At 73.6% G+C, this 16,229-nt stretch carries 14 protein-coding genes and 1 rRNA gene; 13 read left to right on the forward strand and 2 right to left on the reverse strand.

Going from position 1 to position 16,229, the window contains the following annotated elements; genetic code table 11:
* Nucleotides 1-208 precede the first annotated feature (208 nt).
* From rrf to ACFV6E_RS35390, 3 genes are all read left to right on the forward strand, one after another.
* Nucleotides 209-325, forward strand: a 5S ribosomal RNA gene (gene rrf / locus ACFV6E_RS35380).
* Between the two features lie 214 nt (nt 326-539).
* Nucleotides 540-1,736 carry a hypothetical protein gene (locus ACFV6E_RS35385; RefSeq protein ID WP_385467376.1) on the forward strand — a complete coding sequence of 399 codons (1,197 nt, stop codon included), beginning with the start codon at nt 540-542 and terminating at the stop codon, nt 1,734-1,736.
* Nucleotides 1,628-2,452 carry a tetratricopeptide repeat protein gene (locus ACFV6E_RS35390; protein ID WP_385467368.1) on the forward strand — a complete coding sequence of 275 codons (825 nt, stop codon included), beginning with the start codon at nt 1,628-1,630 and terminating at the stop codon, nt 2,450-2,452. Before ACFV6E_RS35385 ends, ACFV6E_RS35390 begins: the two co-directional genes overlap by 109 nt.
* A 66-nt stretch (nt 2,453-2,518) precedes the next feature.
* On the opposite strand, the gene ACFV6E_RS35395 is transcribed toward ACFV6E_RS35390, so the two are convergent.
* Nucleotides 2,519-3,811, reverse strand: coding sequence for a DUF1015 family protein (locus tag ACFV6E_RS35395; RefSeq protein WP_385467312.1), 1,293 nt, complete (start codon nt 3,809-3,811; stop codon nt 2,519-2,521).
* A 72-nt stretch (nt 3,812-3,883) separates the two neighbouring features.
* On the opposite strand from ACFV6E_RS35395, the gene ACFV6E_RS35400 reads away from it, so the two are divergent.
* The 4 genes from ACFV6E_RS35400 to ACFV6E_RS35415 all read left to right on the forward strand — a co-directional run bounded on the left by ACFV6E_RS35400 (nt 3,884) and on the right by ACFV6E_RS35415 (nt 8,377).
* On the forward strand, nt 3,884-4,912 hold the full coding sequence (locus ACFV6E_RS35400) for an HAD hydrolase-like protein (protein ID WP_385177278.1): 1,029 nt from the start codon (nt 3,884-3,886) through the stop codon (nt 4,910-4,912).
* Between the two features lie 407 nt (nt 4,913-5,319).
* Nucleotides 5,320-6,363, forward strand: coding sequence for a FecCD family ABC transporter permease (locus ACFV6E_RS35405; protein WP_385467315.1), 1,044 nt, complete (start codon nt 5,320-5,322; stop codon nt 6,361-6,363).
* Nucleotides 6,360-7,424 carry a FecCD family ABC transporter permease gene (locus ACFV6E_RS35410; RefSeq protein WP_385177282.1) on the forward strand — a complete coding sequence of 355 codons (1,065 nt, stop codon included), beginning with the start codon at nt 6,360-6,362 and terminating at the stop codon, nt 7,422-7,424. The genes ACFV6E_RS35405 and ACFV6E_RS35410 overlap by 4 nt, the downstream gene beginning before the upstream one ends.
* Nucleotides 7,421-8,377: an ABC transporter ATP-binding protein gene (locus ACFV6E_RS35415; RefSeq protein WP_385467318.1), complete on the forward strand. Its 957-nt coding sequence runs from the start codon at nt 7,421-7,423 to the stop codon at nt 8,375-8,377. The genes ACFV6E_RS35410 and ACFV6E_RS35415 overlap by 4 nt, the downstream gene beginning before the upstream one ends.
* 223 nt (nt 8,378-8,600) lie before the next feature.
* Here ACFV6E_RS35415 and ACFV6E_RS35420 read toward each other — a convergent pair whose 3' ends face one another.
* On the reverse strand, nt 8,601-8,948 hold the full coding sequence (locus tag ACFV6E_RS35420; RefSeq protein ID WP_385168377.1) for an SCP2 sterol-binding domain-containing protein: 348 nt from the start codon (nt 8,946-8,948) through the stop codon (nt 8,601-8,603).
* A gap of 42 nt (nt 8,949-8,990) precedes the next feature.
* On the opposite strand from ACFV6E_RS35420, the gene ACFV6E_RS35425 reads away from it, so the two are divergent.
* From ACFV6E_RS35425 to ACFV6E_RS35450, 6 genes are all read left to right on the forward strand, one after another.
* Nucleotides 8,991-9,377, forward strand: a complete 387-nt coding sequence (locus ACFV6E_RS35425; RefSeq protein WP_385168374.1) for a hypothetical protein — start codon at nt 8,991-8,993, stop codon at nt 9,375-9,377.
* Between the two features lie 7 nt (nt 9,378-9,384).
* On the forward strand, nt 9,385-10,200 hold the full coding sequence (locus tag ACFV6E_RS35430) for a TlyA family RNA methyltransferase (protein WP_385467321.1): 816 nt from the start codon (nt 9,385-9,387) through the stop codon (nt 10,198-10,200).
* On the forward strand, nt 10,197-11,102 hold the full coding sequence (locus ACFV6E_RS35435) for an NAD kinase (protein WP_385168369.1): 906 nt from the start codon (nt 10,197-10,199) through the stop codon (nt 11,100-11,102). Before ACFV6E_RS35430 ends, ACFV6E_RS35435 begins: the two co-directional genes overlap by 4 nt.
* 164 nt (nt 11,103-11,266) lie before the next feature.
* Entirely contained in the window at nt 11,267-12,985 is a 1,719-nt protein-coding gene (gene recN / locus ACFV6E_RS35440) for a DNA repair protein RecN (protein ID WP_385168391.1), read from the forward strand.
* Nucleotides 12,986-13,155: 170 nt separating this feature from the next.
* The gene (locus ACFV6E_RS35445) at nt 13,156-13,968 is read left to right on the forward strand and encodes a hypothetical protein (RefSeq protein ID WP_385467324.1); all 813 of its coding nucleotides are present in this window, start codon (nt 13,156-13,158) and stop codon (nt 13,966-13,968) included.
* A 1,120-nt stretch (nt 13,969-15,088) separates the two neighbouring features.
* Nucleotides 15,089-16,225, forward strand: coding sequence for a glycosyltransferase family 4 protein (locus tag ACFV6E_RS35450; protein ID WP_385168363.1), 1,137 nt, complete (start codon nt 15,089-15,091; stop codon nt 16,223-16,225).
* Nucleotides 16,226-16,229: the final 4 nt, after the last annotated feature.

The raw sequence follows: 16,229 nt of genomic DNA on the forward strand, positions 1-16,229 counted from the left end.
TTGATAGGCCAGATATGGAAGCCCGGCAACGGGTGGAGTTGACTGGTACTAATAGGCCGAGGGCTTGTCCTCAGTTGCTCGCGTCCACTGTGTTGTTCCCAGACAACGAACGGTTGTGCTGGCTGAACAGTTTCACTAATCAATTGAAGAGTGTGCTTGTTCGCTGCCCGTTCAAGACCCCGCTGAGTTGTGGGGTGTCTGAAAGGGTTTCGGTGGTCATAGCGTGAGGGAAACGCCCGGTTACATTTCGAACCCGGAAGCTAAGCCTCACAGCGCCGATGGTACTGCAGGGGGGACCCTGTGGGAGAGTAGGACGCCGCCGAACAATATTTGGAGGACCCTTGGTCCCAGCGACTCGCTGGGACCAAGGGTCCTTTTTGTTTTTCCGAAGCGCGCCGGGTACCCGGCTGCGTGAGAATGACTTGCGGTACCGAAGACAGGAGTCACCATGTCCACCAACTCTCCCGACGAGCGACCGGAGCGCGATCAGCGCCGCCGGGACAGTGGTGACCGCGGCGGCTACCGCGGGGGACCGCGCCGTGACGACCGGGGCGACCGTCGTGACAACGACCGTCGTGACAGCGGCCGTGCCGGCTACGGCCGTGGTGGCTACGGTGGCGGACGCGACGACCGTCGTGAGGGCGACCGAGGCGGTGACCGCGGCGGTGACCGCGGCGGCTTCCGGGGTGGTTTCCGTCGCGATGACCGGCGGGATGACCGTCGTGGGGACGACCGCGGTGGCGACCGCGGTGGGTTCCGTCGTGATGACCGGGGTGACCGTGGTGGTTTCCGGGGTCGGGACGATCGGCGGGATGAGCGGCGTGACGATCGGTTCGGTGGGCCGCGGCGCGATGACCGGGACCGTGGTTTCCGTCGGGACGGGGATCGTGACCGTCCTGCCTTCCGTCGGGACGACGACCGTGGTGGTTTCCGCCGTGACGACCGGCGGGATGACCGTCGTGGGGACGACCGCGGTGGCGACCGCGGTGGGTTCCGTCGTGATGACCGGGGTGACCGTGGTGGTTTCCGGGGTCGGGACGATCGGCGGGATGAGCGGCGTGACGATCGGTTCGGTGGGCCGCGGCGTGACGACCGGGACCGTGGTTTCCGTCGGGACGGGGACCGTGACCGTCCTGCCTTCCGTCGGGACGACGACCGTGGCGGATTCCGCCGTGACGACCGCCGTGACGACCGGCGGGATGACCGTCGTGGGGACGACCGCGGTGGCGACCGTGGCGCGTTCCGTCGTGGTGATGACCGAGGCGACCGTGGCGGCTTCCGTCGCGACGACCGCGACCGTGGGGACCGCGGGGACCGTGGTGGTTACCGGGGTCGGGATGACCGGCGTGACGACCGTCGTGGCGACGACCGCGGCGGCGACCGTGGCGGATTCCGTCGTGACGACCGAGGGGACCGTGGTGGGTTCCGTGGACGTGACGACCGGCGCGACGACCGTGGGCGCGGGCCGCGTCGTGACGACCGGGGCGGGCGTCCCGGTGGGTTCCGGGGTCGCGATGACCGCCGGGACGACCGCCGTGGCGACGACCGGCGCGGCGACGACCGGCGTGGCGGTGGGCGCTTCCGTGACGAGCGGGACCGCGACCGCGACCGTGAGCCGATCAAGCGGCTGCCGATCCCCGATGACGTCACGGGCGAGGAGATCGACAAGGACGTACGGCAGGAGCTCCAGAGTCTGCCGAAGGGGCTTGCGGAGGACGTCGCCAGGAACCTGGTGATGGTCGCCCGGCTCATCGACGAGGACCCGGAGAGCGCGTACGGATACTCCAAGGTGGCTCTTCGGCTGGCGTCCCGCGTGGCCGCCGTCCGTGAGGCGGCCGGCTTCGCCGCGTACGCGAACCAGAAGTTCAGCGAGGCGCTCGCCGAGTTCCGGGCCGCGCGGCGGATGACCGGCAACACCGATCTGTGGCCCGTCATGGCGGACTGCGAGCGGGGCATGGGCCGGCCCGAGAAGGCGCTGGACATGGCCGGTGCGCCCGAGGTGCACAAGCTTGACAAGGCCGGCCAGGTCGAGATGCGGCTCGTGGCCGCGGGTGCCCGGCGGGACATGGGGCAGCTCGACGCCGCCATCGTGACCCTGCAGAGCCCCGAGCTGGCCTCCCACTCCGTGCAGCCGTGGACCGCGCGGCTCCGGTACGCGTACGCCGACGCGCTGCTCGCCGCCGGGCGGGAGGACGAGGCGCGGGAGTGGTTCGCGAAGGCCGTCGAGTCCGACAAGGACGGCAGCACGGACGCCTCCGACCGGCTCGCGGAGCTGGACGGCGTCGAGTTCGTGGACGCGCTTGTCGAGGACGACACGAAGCCCGCCGCCGGGCCCCAGGCCGACCGGGACGACGACACCGACGCCGTACGGGACGAGGAGCCCGAGCCGAAGTCGGAGACGGCCCCGGAGACGGAGACGGGGTCCGAAGGCCAGGGCGGCCGCGAGCAGTAGTCGCGACAAGCTGCAACAGCAGCGGTGATGGACGGGCGGGCTCCCTGGAGCCCGCCCGTCCGTATTTCAGAGGGTGAGGGTCCGCAGGACCAGGCCCGTCGCCGGCTTCGGGCCGAACGATGTCGACTTGCGGGGCATCTTGACGCCCTGGCGGGCCAGTTCGCGTACGACTTCCTCGCGGACCGGGTGCATCAGGACGGCCGTACCGCCGTCGCGTTCCGCCTTTTCGACCGTGGCGGCCGTGTCGTGGATGTACGCGATGTGCTCCGGTGAGTCCTCCGGGATGCCCCAGACGTGTTCGAGGAGCGTCGCGTGCAGGACCGCCGCGTCGAGGGTGCGCCAGGGCTCCGGGCGGTCGGCCGGGACCGTACGGGCGAGGAGGTCCGGGGCGGGGCGGTCGACGAGGTGGAAGGTGCCGTCGCCGGCCAGCAGGAAGGCGTTGCCCTCGGCTGCCGCCCCGGCGAGCGCGTCCAGCGCCTCGGCCAGGGGCGCCCGTACCTCGCGTACCCGGAAGAGGCCGGTGAGGGCGGCGCGGGCGGCGGCCGGGGGCAGGCGGTTCAGGAGACGGTGGATGGCGCGGACGCGGAGCGGGTAGCGGGCGGTGTCCACCAGGAGCACCAGGCCGTGGTCCCAGGCGCTCGGCGACGGGTGTTCGGCGCGCAGCCGCAGATAGGTGGCCCAGCGGTGGTGGCCGTCCGCGATGAGCGCCTGGTGGCGGTGGAGATCCGTCCGGATCCCGGCCAGCTCGGCGGGGTCGGTCACGGCCCACAGGCGGTGGCTGAAGCCGTCCTCCGTGGTGGTGGAGAGCAGCGGGGCGCGTTCGGTGACGCGTTCCACGACGGCGGCGGCGCCGGTCGCCCCGCCGTTGCTGCGGTAGGTCAGGAGCAGCGGTTCGAGATTGGCCGAGGTGGCCCGCATCAGGTCCGCGCGGTCCGCGACGATGTGCGGCATGACGTCCTCGTGCGGGAGCACCACGCCGTCCGCGGCCTCGGACAGGCGCAGGGCGCCGATGACACCGCGCTGGAGGATGCTCCCGTCGCGCTGTTCGTAGACGTACAGGCCGGGCTCGGCGTCGACGGCGAGTACGCCCTCGGCGAGCCAGCGGCGCAGGGTGTCGGCGGCCTGCTGGTTGCGGGCCGCGGGGTCGGCGTCCTGCGGCAGGATCAGCCGGACGATGTTGTGCGGGTCCGCGGACTCGAGGTGGAGCAGGCCGTCGGGCCGTACGACGACGTCGTACGGAGGAGAGGTCACGGCGGAGATGCTGCCGACCCGGTCGGGGTCGTAGCGCAGACCCCGGAACGGGGACAGGTCCAGGCCGTCGGACGTCGGTGTTTCCTCCACAGGACCTGCGTCATTCATTGAGGCATCGTAAGTGCGTCGGCGGCATGCGCGATGATCGGGGGAAAGGGATCGAACGAGGAGCGATGTGTAATGAGCCAGACCGTCAGGACGCGGCCCGACGCCGGCCGGCAGCCCCTGAGCGAGGCGTACGACACGGCGCTGCTCGACCTGGACGGGGTGGTGTACGCGGGCGGCAAGGCGATCACGCACGCCGTGGAGTCGCTGGGGACGGCGGCGGCGGGCGGCATGCACCTCGCGTACGTCACCAACAACGCGCTGCGGACGCCCGACGCGGTGGCCGCCCACCTCACCGAGCTGGGGATTCCGGCCGCCGCGGACGATGTGATCACCTCCGCGCAGGCCGTGGCCCGGCTCATCAGCGAGCAGGTGCCGGCCGGGGCCCGGGTGCTGGTCGTCGGCGGGGAGGGGCTGCTCGTCGCGCTGCGCGAGCGGGGACTGGAGCCGGTGGAGTCGGCCGACGACGATCCCGTGGCGGTCGTACAGGGGTACGGCGGACCGGACCTGCGCTGGGGGCGTTTCGCGGAGGCGAGCTACGCCGTCGCGCGCGGGGTGCCGTGGTTCGCGTCCAACACCGATCTGACGATCCCGAGCGACCGCGGTATCGCCCCGGGCAACGGTGCGGCGGTGGAGGTCGTACGCATCGCGACGGGGGCGGAGCCGCAGGTGGCGGGGAAGCCGTTGCCGCCGATGCACCGGGAGACGATCCTGCGGACCGGGGCCGAGCGGCCGCTGGTGGTCGGCGACCGGCTCGACACGGACATCGAGGGCGCGTTCAACGGCGGGGTGGACTCGCTCCTCGTCCTGACCGGTGTCACGGACGGCAGGCAGCTCCTCGCCGCGCCGCCGCAGCACCGGCCTACGTACGTCGACGCCGACCTGCGCGGGCTGCTGACGGGGCAGCCGGAGGTGGCCGAGGCGGGCGCCGGGTTCTCCTGCGGGGGCTGGACGGCGACGGCGGGTGCGGAGCGGGTGGAGCTGGAGGGTGAGGGGGAGCCTCTCGACGGGCTGCGGGCGCTGTGTGCGGCGGCTTGGACGGCGGCGGGGGGCGGGGGCTGCGAGCTGGATGGGGGGAAGGCGTTGGCTCGGCTGGGGCTGTGACGGTGGGGCATCGGCGGGGCATCGGCGGGGCATCGGCGGGGCATCCCGTCCGGGCGGCTGGTGGTCGGTGTCGGTCGTTCGGCCGGTGGGTGGACGCTCCTCCGGTGGGTGGGTCGGGGCCGTGCCGGTACATCCGCCCGTCGCTCCCGCGGTCACCTAAGGGGTTCCAAGGGTTCTGTGGGTGTGCGACCACGTGATCGACGGGCATTTGATGTACCGGCACGGCCCCTTCCGCGCGATGGCGGGTGCGGGTCCGCTGGGCAGCGGGCAGCGGGCAGCGGGCAGCGGGCAGCGGGCAGCGGGCAGCCGGCAGCCGGCAGAGGGCAGAGGGAGGGGGCCGGGGCCGGGGCCGGTGGAGAAGTTGCGCGGGAACCGGACAAGTTGGCAGGATAGGCTAACCTAACTGGGTGTTGGTCGACAGTCCTCCCGAACAGCGCGCGGAGACGGCACCCGCGCCCCCGACCCGCCGGGCGATACGGCCCCTCGGGCTGCTGGTCTCGCTGATCGTGCTGGTGCTCGTGGCGCTGGCGAGCATCGCGATCGGCGCGAAATCGCTGCCCATGGACCAGGTGTGGCACGGGCTCTTCCACGCTTCGGGCACCTACAGCGACGTCGTGGTCGACGAGCGGATCTCGCGTACCGTCCTCGGACTGCTCGCCGGTGCCGCGCTCGGCCTCTCCGGCGCCGTGCTCCAGGCGCTCACCCGCAATCCGCTGGCCGATCCCGGTCTCCTCGGGATCAACGCCGGGGCGTCCGCCGCGGTCGTCACCGCGATCACGTACTTCGGTGTGACCTCGCTGACCGGCTACGTCTGGTTCGCCTTCTTCGGGGCGGCGGCGGTGGGGGCGCTGGTGTGGTTCCTGGGCGGCAGCCGGGGGGCGACCCCGATGCGGCTCGCGCTCGCGGGGACCGCGATCAGCGCCGCGCTCTACGGCTATCTCCAGGCCGTGATGATCATGGACGACGCGGCGCTCGGCAAGATGCGGTTCTGGACCGTCGGCTCGCTGTCCTCGGCCAGTGACACGACGATCAAGCAGGTGGCGCCGTTCCTGGCGGTCGGCATGGTCCTCGCGCTCGCCCTGGCCCGGCCGCTGAACGCGATGGCCATGGGCGACGACACCGCCCGCGCGCTCGGCGCCAATCTGAACCGCACCCGCGCGCTGTCCATGCTCGCCGCCACCGTGCTGTGCGGCGCGGCGACCGCCGCCTGCGGTCCGATCGTCTTCGTCGGGCTGATGATCCCGCACGTCGTCCGCTCCTTCACCGGGCCCGACCTGCGCTGGATCCTGCCGTACGCCACCGTGCTGTCGCCGGTGCTGCTGCTCGGCGCCGATGTCGTCGGCCGGCTGGTCGCCCGCCCCGCGGAGCTCCAGGTCGGCATCGTCACCGCGGTGCTCGGCGGCCCGGTCTTCATCTTTCTCGTACGACGGCGGAGGACGGCGCAGCTATGAGAACCACACGTACCGCCGCCAAAACCGTACGGAACCCGGCCCTGCGTACCAAGGGCGGTCTGTCGCTCCGGCTCGATGTACGGGCGTTCACGGTCGTCGTGCTGCTGCTCCTGGCGCTGGTCGCCGCGAGCGTCGTGCTCATTGGCACGGGCGACTTCCCGATCCCGGCCGCCGACGTCCTCAAGACGCTGGTCGGCAACGGGGACGCGGGGCAGGAGTTCATCGTCACCGAGCTCCGGCTGCCCCGGGTCGTCGTCGGCATCCTGGTGGGCGCCTGCCTCGGTCTCGGCGGCGCGCTCTTCCAGTCCATCTCCCGCAATCCGCTGGGCAGCCCCGACGTACTCGGCCTCGGGCAGGGCGCCACGGCCGGCGCGCTCATCATGATCGTGCTCTTCTCGGGCAGTGCCACCGAGGTGGCCCTCGGCGCGCTCGTCGGCGGCCTGGTGACCGGGCTCGCCATCTATCTGCTCGCCTGGAAGCGGGGTGTGCACGGATACCGGCTCGTCCTGGTCGGCATCGGTGTCGCCGCGATCGTCACGGCGGTCAACGGCTATCTGCTGACCAAGGCCGACATCGTCGACGCGGCCCGTGCGGTGGTCTGGATGACCGGGTCGCTCAACGGCCGCGACTGGGCGCAGGTCTGGCCGCTCCTGGTCATGTGCGTCGTCCTCGTACCGCTCGTCCTGGGCAACGCACGCGGGCTGCGCATGATGGAGATGGGCGACGACGTCGCGTACGCGCTGGGGGTGCGGGTCGAGCGGACGCGGCTGCTGCTGATGCTGTGCGCCGTGCTGCTCACCGCGGGCGCCACCGCCGCCGCCGGTCCGGTCGGCTTCGTGGCGCTCACCTCGCCGCAGCTCGCCCGGCGGCTGACCCGCTCGCCGGGCCCGAACCTGGTCCCGTCGATGTGCATGGGCGCCACCTTGCTGATCGTCGCCGACTGGGCCTCGCAGCGGGCCTTCGGCGCCGACCAGCTGCCCGTCGGCGTCGTCACCGGGGTGCTCGGCGGTGTGTACCTGCTGTGGCTCCTGGTCACCGAGCGCAGGGCGGGCCGGATATGAGCGCCGACAGAAAGCCGGACACCAACCAGGGCGGGCCGACCGCGCACACCAAGAGGAGCACCAGCACTGTGAACCGCCTGTCCGCCGACAACGTCACCCTCGGCTACGACCAGCGCGTCATCGCGGAGAAGCTGTCGGTCGAGATACCCGACCAGTCCTTCACCGTGATCGTCGGCCCGAACGCCTGCGGCAAGTCCACGCTGCTGCGCGCCCTCTCGCGGATGCTGAAGCCGTCCGAGGGGCGGGTGCTGCTCGACGGGCAGACGATCCAGTCCATGCCCGCCAAGAAGGTGGCCAGGACCCTCGGGCTGCTGCCGCAGTCGTCCATCGCGCCCGACGGGATCACGGTCGGGGACCTGGTGGGCCGCGGCCGGTACCCGCACCAGGGCCTGCTGCGCCAGTGGTCGGCCGAGGACGAGCGGATCGTCCAGGAGTCGATGGCCTCCACCGGCGTCGCCGAACTGGCCGAGCGCTACGTCGACGAACTCTCCGGCGGCCAGCGCCAGCGCGTCTGGATCGCCATGGCGCTCGCCCAGCAGACGCCGCTGCTGCTGCTCGACGAGCCGACCACGTACCTGGACATCCAGCACCAGATCGACGTGCTCGACCTGTGCGCCGAGCTTCACGAGGAGCAGGGCCGCACGCTCGTCGCCGTGCTGCACGACCTCAACCACGCCGCCCGGTACGCCACCCACCTCATCGCCCTGCGCGGCGGCGAGATCATCGCCGAGGGCGCGCCCAACGACATCGTCACGGCGGAACTGGTCGAGGACGTCTTCGGGCTGCGCTGCCAGGTCATCGACGACCCGGAGACGGGTACGCCGCTGGTGGTGCCCGCGGCCCGGAAGGCGCGGGGCGCCACCGGGGCGGGCGGCGCGGTGAAGGCCGGTGGCTCCACGGACGCGGGCGGCGCCGCGAAGGCCGGAGCGGTGGCGCAGGCGGCCGAGGGCTGAGAAAGCGGAGGGCCCGGCGGCGCGCGGAGACCCGGGCCGCAGGGCCCTAGGGCGTGTTGCGAAAGTCCCGTCGTTCGCCCGAAGGGCGGGTCGCGCGGCGTCAGGTGCGTGCTCTCGGCGTGCCGGGCGGAAGCCCTCGTACTGGACGTACTCGGGCTTTCGCCGGGTGCGGCGAGAGGGCGTGCATGGCGTCGCGCGGCAGGCGGGACTTTCGCAACACGCCCTAGAGCAGGCTCCGCAGCCGGAACAGGTCCCTCAGGCCCGCCTCCAGCTTCACCCGGCCCGAACCCCACGCCTTCGCGAAGTTCAGGTCGCCGTCCACCAGCGCGACCAGGTCGTCGCCCGTCATCGCCAGCCGGATCTGGGCCTTCTCGCGGGGCGGGCCCGGGTAGGTGTCGAGCACCTCGATCCGACCGTCCTGGAGGCGGCCGGCGAAGGTGACGTCGGGATCGGTGATACGGCAGCTCAGCGAGCGGTTCAGGGATGCGGCGCTGCGCACGTCCCCGTCGGCGCCCGACAGGTTGTCCGAGAGCTTGTCGAGTGCGGCGCGGCACTCCTCAATCGTCGCCATCGTGATCGACGGTACCCCAGCGCTTCGCGGTAGCGTCGGGGCATGAGCGACTCAGTGCCCTGGGCCGGGGGCCCGCAGGACCCGGCCGCCGCCCCGGCCGCCCCCGGAGGGAAGACGGCCGCCGGTGCGGACGAGGTCTCCGGGCACGAGCCCGAGCGTCCGGATCCCCCCGCCGGCCCCGGGCCCGACCCGTCCGCCCCCGCCCCCCTGCACGTCCCCCGCACCCCCACCGGCAACGCCGACGTGGATGCGTACCTCGGCCGGCTGGCCGACGCCGACCACCTGGCGACGGACGGACACGTCGAGGTGTACGAGGATGTACACCGAGGGCTGCGCGACGCGCTCACCGCCCTCGACACCCGTCCGGGACCCCCGGGACCTCCAGGGCCTTCCGGATCTCCGAAACCGCCGTACGACCGCAGGAGCTGAACCGAAAGTGGCAGGAGTGGCACGCCGCCGCCTCGACGCCGAGCTGGTCCGCAGGAAGCTCGCCCGTTCCCGCGAGCACGCCGGCCAGCTGATCGCCGCCGGCCGGGTGAGCGTGGGCAAGACCCTCGCGACCAAGCCCGCCACACAGGTGGAGACCGCCGCCGCCATCGTGGTCGCCCAGGACGACAACGACCCCGACTACGTCTCGCGCGGCGGGCACAAGCTGGCCGGCGCCCTGGCCGCCTTCGTACCGCAGGGCCTGGTGGTCGAGGGACGGCGGGCGCTGGACGCGGGCGCGTCCACCGGCGGCTTCACCGATGTGCTGCTGCGCGCGGGCGCCGCCCACGTCGTCGCCGTCGACGTCGGCTACGGACAACTCGCCTGGTCTCTTCAGAGCGATGAACGCGTCACCGTCAAGGACCGTACGAACGTACGCGAGTTGACGTTGGAAGCGATCGATGGGGAGCCCGTGGATCTTGTGGTCGGAGATCTGTCGTTCATCCCGCTCGGACTGGTGCTGCCCGCTCTGGCGCGGTGCGCGGCGCCGGACGCCGATCTGGTGATGATGGTGAAGCCGCAGTTCGAGGTGGGTAAGGAGCGGCTGGGCAGCGGCGGTGTGGTCCGCAGCCCGGAACTGCGGGCCGGGGCCGTGCGCGGGGTGGCCGAGCGCGCCTGGGAGCTGGGGCTCGGGGTGCGCGGCGTGACCGCGAGCCCGCTGCCCGGACCCTCCGGCAATGTCGAGTACTTTCTGTGGCTGCGTGCCGGGGCGCCTCACCTCGACCCGGCCGACGTCGACCGAGCAGTGGCGGAGGGGCCGCGTTGACCGTAACCGGAGCTCGTACTGTTTTCCTGCTGGCCCACACGGGCCGGCCCGCGGCCATCCGCAGCGCCGAACTCGTCGTCGAGGGGCTGCTGCGCTCCGGGATCGGCGTGCGGGTCCTGGAGGCCGAGGCGGCCGATCTGCCGCTGCCGCCGACCGTGGACCTGGTCAAGGAGGCCACCCCGCAGTGCCTCGACGGGTGCGAACTGCTGATCGTGCTCGGCGGCGACGGCACGCTGCTGCGCGGCGCCGAGTTCGCCCGCGCGTCCGGCGTCCCGATGCTCGGCGTCAACCTCGGCCGGGTCGGCTTCCTCGCCGAGGCCGAGCGCGACGACCTCGACAAGGTCGTCGACCGCGTCGTGACCAAGGCGTACGAGGTCGAGGAGCGGATGACCGTCGACGTCGTCGTGCACCGCAACGGCGACATCGTGCACACCGACTGGGCGCTGAACGAGGCCGCCGTGCAGAAGGTGTCCGCGGAGAAGCTGCTCGAAGTGGTCCTGGAGATCGACGGGCGGCCGGTGACCGGCTTCGGCTGCGACGGCATCGTCTGCGCCACCCCGACCGGCTCCACCGCGTACGCCTTCTCCGCGGGCGGGCCCGTGGTGTGGCCCGAGGTGGAGGCGCTGCTCATGGTGCCGATCAGCGCCCACGCGCTGTTCGCGAAGCCGCTGGTGACCTCGCCGGACTCGGTGCTCGCGGTGGAGGTGCTGCCGCACATCCCGCCGGGCGTGCTGTGGTGCGACGGGCGGCGGACCGTGGAGCTGCCGCCCGGGGCGCGGGTCGAGGTGCGCCGCGGCGCCGTCCCGGTCCGGCTGGCCCGGCTGCACCACGCGTCGTTCACGGACCGGCTCGTCGCGAAGTTCGCGCTGCCGGTGGCGGGCTGGCGGGGCGCGCCGCACTGATCCCGGCCGGGCGGGCACGGGCGGGACGGCCCACTCCGGCGGGTGATACGGCATCGCGCAGGTCCCCCGCGACCTGCGCCTTCACGGCGTGTTCACCGAAGGAGGACAGGGCCCGTCGCACATCGGGTCCCTGACCTCGTAAGGTCGTGTCCGTGTTGGAGGAGATGCGGATACGGTCGCTCGGAGTCATCGACGACGCGGTCGTCGAGCTGTCGCCCGGCTTCACCGCCGTGACCGGCGAGACCGGCGCGGGCAAGACGATGGTGGTCACGAGCCTGGGGCTGCTGCTCGGCGGGCGCGCGGACCCGGCTCTCGTACGGATCGGCGCGAAGAGCGCGGTCGTGGAGGGGCGCATCGCCGTCCCCGAGGGCGGGACGGCGGTCGTACGCGCCGAGGAGGCGGGCGCCGAACTCGACGACGGGGCGCTGCTCATCAGCCGTACCGTTTCGGCCGAGGGGCGCTCGCGGGCGCATCTGGGCGGCCGTTCGGTGCCGGTGGGCGTGCTCGGCGAACTCGCGGACGAACTGGTCGCCGTGCACGGCCAGACCGACCAGCAGGGGCTGCTCAAACTGTCCCGGCAGCGGCAGGCGCTCGACCGGTACGCGGGCGACGCGGTCGCCGTGCCGCTGGCGAAGTACGCGGGCGCGTACCGGCGGCTGCGGGCGATCTCCGCCGAGCTGGAGGAGATCACCACGCGCGCGCGGGAGCGCGCCCAGGAAGCCGACATGCTCCGCTTCGGGCTCGATGAGATCGCGGCCGTCGAGCCGCGCGCGGGCGAGGACGTGGAGCTGGCCGCCGAGGCCGAGCGGCTGGGCCACGCGGAGGCGCTGGCGTCCGCCGCCACCGCCGCGCACGCCGCGCTCGCGGGCAACCCCGAGGACCCCGAGGGGATCGACGCGACGACGCTCGTCGCGGGCGCGCACCGGGCGCTGGAAGCGGTCCGCTCGCACGACTCCGCGCTCGCCGCGCTGTCCGGGCGGATCGGCGAGATCGGGATCCTGCTGGGCGACGTGGCCGGGGAACTGGCGGGTTACGCGGACGACCTCGACGCCGATCCGCTGCGGCTCGCGGCGGTCGAGGAACGCCGGGCCGCGCTGACCCAGCTCACCCGGAAGTACGGCGAGGACATCGACGCCGTGCTCGCCTGGGCCGAGCAGGGGGCCGCGCGCCTGACCGAGCTGGACGGCGACGACGAGCGGATCGGCGAGCTGACCGCCGAGCGGGATGCGCTGCGGGCCGAGCTGGGCGGGCTCGCCCAGGCGCTGACGGACGCGCGCACCGAGGCCGCCGAGCGTTTCGCGGCCGCGGTGACCGCCGAGCTGGCCTCCCTCGCCATGCCGCACGCGCGCGTGTCCTTCGCGATCCGGCAGACCGACGACCCGGAGGGCGTGGAGGTCGGCGGGCGGCCGGTGGCATACGGGCCCGCGGGCGTCGACGAGGTCGAGCTGCTGCTCGCGCCGCACCCGGGGGCACCGCCGCGGCCGATCGCCAAGGGCGCGTCGGGCGGTGAGCTCTCGCGCGTGATGCTCGCCGTGGAGGTCGTCTTCGCCGGGACCGACCCCGTCCCGACGTACCTCTTCGACGAGGTGGACGCGGGCGTCGGCGGCAAGGCGGCCGTCGAGATCGGCCGGCGGCTCGCCAAGCTGGCGAAGTCCGCGCAGGTCGTGGTCGTCACGCATCTGCCGCAGGTGGCGGCGTTCGCCGACCGGCAGCTGTTGGTCGAGAAGACGAACGACGGGTCCGTCACCCGCTCCGGCGTGAAGGTCCTGGAGGGCGAGGACCGGGTCCGCGAACTGTCCCGCATGCTGGCGGGCCAGGAGGACTCGGAGACGGCGCGGGCCCATGCGGAGGAGTTGCTGGCGGCGGCGCGAGGCGACGGGTAGCCCCCCGTCGGCCCGGACCGGCGTTGCGACGCGGCGCCGCCCCGGGCCGACGCCGCGACGGTTGCTCTGCGTGTGTCGACCGCGGCGTCGTCGTGCCCGGTCGCGCGGTTCCCCGCGCCCCTACGGGGGCGCCCTGACCGTGCTTCACAGGGGGAAGTTTGACCACAAGCATGTTTCCGAGTGCCGCCGCCTTCGTGCTCGCCGCCGGGCTCACCCGGGCCGCCGCCGTCGCGCTGCGCGCCGAGGCGCCCGGCGGACGGGACCGTTGGGAACGGACCAATCATGCGGGTCGGGTCGTCGAGCTGTACGCGGGGCCCGCTGCCGGGCTCGGGGCGGCGGTCGCGGTCGGGCGGTGGCACAGGGGTGCCGGGTTCGCCGTGCTGGCCGCCGGGGCGTGCGGTGCGTACGACGATGTCGCCGGGGCCCGTGACGGGCGGCGCGGGTTCCGGGCGCATCTGGGTGCCCTGCGGGCGGGCGAAGTGACCAGTGGCGCGGTGAAGTTGTCCGGTGTCTCGGCCGCGGGGCTGGTGGCGGGGGCGCTGCTGAAGGAGCGGGCCGTCGACAAGGTGCTGGCCGGGGTGGTGATCGCCGGCACCGCGCACCTCGTCAACCTCGTCGACGTACGGCCGGGCCGGGCGGCCGGAGCGGTGCTCGCCCTGGGAGTGCCCGGGCTGCTGCGCGGGGGTGGTGCGGCGGAGCTGTCCGGCGCGGCGATGGGCGCCGCCGCTGCCGTACTCCCGGACGACCTCGGTGAGCGCGCGATGATCGGCGACACGGGGGCGCACGCGCTCGGCGCCGCGCTCGGTGCGGGCATCGCGGCCGGCTGCGGCCGGGGCGGACTGGCCCTGCACGCCGCGGCGCTGGTCGCCGCCGCCGCGTACGGCGACCGGGTCAGCGCCCTGGCCCGTACGCCGCTCCCTGCCGGGTACGGGAACCGGGCCACAGCGCGCTGGCGCGCACACCGCTTCCCGCCGCGTCGCTGACGCGCACACCGCTCCCCGCCGCGTACGGCGACCGGGTCAGCGCATTGGCCCGCACGCCGCTCCCTGCCGGGTACGGGAACCGGGCCACAGCGCGCTGGCGCGCACACCGCTCCCTGCCGCGTACGGCGACCGGGTCAGCGCATTGGCCTGCTCGCCGCTCCCTGCCGGGTACGGGCACCGGGCCACAGCGCGCTGGCGCGCACACCGCTTCCCGCCGCGTCGCTGACGCGCACACCGCTCCCCGCCGCGTACGGCGACCGGGTCAGCGCCCTGGCCCGCACGCCGCTCCCTGCCGGGTACGGGCACCGGGCCACAGCGCGCTGGCGCGCACACCGCTCCCTGCCGCGTACGGCGACCGGGTCAGCGCATTGGCCCGCTCGCCGCTCCGAGCGCCGTGACGCGCCCGCTGAAGGGATGAACCCAAGCGCCTTCCGCGCCCACTGTGACGTGGCCTCCGCGTCTGTCGCGATGCGGCTTCCGTGTCCGCCGTGACGTGCCTCCGCCCGTCATAGCGCGGCCGGGCACGGCCCTTGCGCTGCCGCGGCGCGCTGTCTTCGCATTCACCGGGCGCGGTCGGGCGCAGCCCCTGCGCCTGCCATGGCGCGGTCGCCGCAGTTCATCGAGGGGCGGCCTCCGCGCCGGTCGTGACGCGGCCTCCGGGGCTGCCGGGCGCGGCTTCTGCGTCCGCCGTGGCGCGGCCCCGTGTCTGCCGGGCACGACGTCCGCTCCCGCCGTTGCGCGACCCCCGTCTCTGCCGGGCGCGGCCTACCCGCCCGCCATGGCGCCGCCTCCGCGCCTGCCGCGGCGCGGAGCCGCGTTCGTCAGGGCGCGCGGCCCCGCGGCCCCCGCAGCGCAGGGCCGCAGGCCCCCCGGCACGGGTTTCGCCAACGTGCGTGTCTCCTCTCGGTGTCTCTTCGGGTTCACTCGTGTGGGTGATTGCGTTCGTTGAGTTGTCCTGGATCGGCGTGGCGGTGGGGTCCCGGTGGTGCCCGAACGGCCGTCTGTCCTGGCATCCTTGGCCGTACAGCGCGGAGTACGACGTGCGGCACACCCCTCGCCGCACGAAGCTTCTGTACGTTTCTTCGTGACCGTCCGACGCCGAACCAGGAGCCCCGGCCACGTGAGCCTCGTGAGCAGCCACTCACCGAACGGGCAGTCGCCGCTGAGCACCGTGCAGGTACTCGGCGGCGGAAGCGCGGGCAGCAGCGCGCACGTGCGGTCGCTCGCGTCGGGTCTGGTCGCGCGAGGCGTACGGGTCACGGTGTGCGCCCCCGCCGAGGCCGAGCGGAACTACGACTTCACAGGGGTGGGCGCCCGGCACATCCCGGTGGCCCGCAGCAGCGACCCCGGCTCCGTGGCCGCCCTGCGGACCGCCTGCACCGGCGTGGACCTGGTGCACGCGCACGGGCTGCACGCCGCCCTGCGGGCCTCGCTCGCGCTCAGCGGCCGCTCCGTCCCGCTCGTCGTCACCTGGCACACCCGCGCGCACGCCGAGGGCGCCCGCGCCCATCTGCTCCGGCTGCTGGAACGGCGCGTGGCCAGGGCCGCCGCCGTCGTCCTCGGCACCTCCTCCGACCTGGTGGACCGGGCCCGCAGCAGGGGCGCGCGGGACGCCCGGCTCGCCGCCGTCGCCCTGCCGGCCCCCCACAAGCCCGCCGACCTCGACGACCCCGACCGGCTGCGGCACAAGGCACAGGCCGAACTCGGCGCCATCGGCCGTCCGTTGCTCATCACGGTCGGCTCCCTCGACCGGAACCGCGGCTACGAGACCCTGCTGGACGCGGCGCGCGCATGGCGCCGGCTCGTGCCGCCCCCGCTGCTGGTGATCGCGGGCGAGGGGCCGCTGCGGGCGGAACTCCAGGCCCGTATCGAGGAGGAGGAGCTGCCGGTCCGGCTCGCCGGGCGCCGCGACGACATCACGGAACTGCTCGCGGCCGCCGATCTCGCCCTGCTGCCCAGCAGCTGGGAGTCGCGTTCCGTCCTCGCGCAGGAGGCGCTCCACGCGCGCGTGCCGCTCGTCGCCACCCGTGTCGGCGGCATCCCCGAGCTGGTCGGCGACGCCGCCGAACTCGTCCCGTACGCGGACGCGGACGCGTTCGCCACCACCGTCGTACGACTCCTGGAGGACCCTGAGCGCCGGGAACTCCTCAAGGACCGGGGGACCCGGCAGGCGGCCACCTGGCCGAGCGAGGACGACACCGTCGCCCAAGTGCTCAGTGTCTACGACGAGTTGACGCAGCCCCGGCCGCTTCCCTGAGAGC

Source organism: Streptomyces sp. NPDC059785 (assembly GCF_042732375.1).
GTDB lineage: Bacteria > Actinomycetota > Actinomycetes > Streptomycetales > Streptomycetaceae > Streptomyces.

Bases quoted from the DNA above. Each gene is read 5' to 3' on its own strand.
- ACFV6E_RS35420 (WP_385168377.1), bottom strand. From the start codon at position 8,948: ATGGCGACGATTGAGGAGTGCCGCGCCGCACTCGACAAGCTCTCGGAC.
- ACFV6E_RS35400 (WP_385177278.1), top strand. From the start codon at position 3,884: ATGAGCCAGACCGTCAGGACGCGGCCCGACGCCGGCCGGCAGCCCCTG.
- ACFV6E_RS35395 (WP_385467312.1), bottom strand. From the start codon at position 3,811: ATGAATGACGCAGGTCCTGTGGAGGAAACACCGACGTCCGACGGCCTG.
- recN (WP_385168391.1), top strand. From the start codon at position 11,267: ATGCGGATACGGTCGCTCGGAGTCATCGACGACGCGGTCGTCGAGCTG.
- ACFV6E_RS35425 (WP_385168374.1), top strand. From the start codon at position 8,991: ATGAGCGACTCAGTGCCCTGGGCCGGGGGCCCGCAGGACCCGGCCGCC.
- ACFV6E_RS35445 (WP_385467324.1), top strand. From the start codon at position 13,156: ATGTTTCCGAGTGCCGCCGCCTTCGTGCTCGCCGCCGGGCTCACCCGG.
- ACFV6E_RS35415 (WP_385467318.1), top strand. From the start codon at position 7,421: ATGAGCGCCGACAGAAAGCCGGACACCAACCAGGGCGGGCCGACCGCG.
- ACFV6E_RS35410 (WP_385177282.1), top strand. From the start codon at position 6,360: ATGAGAACCACACGTACCGCCGCCAAAACCGTACGGAACCCGGCCCTG.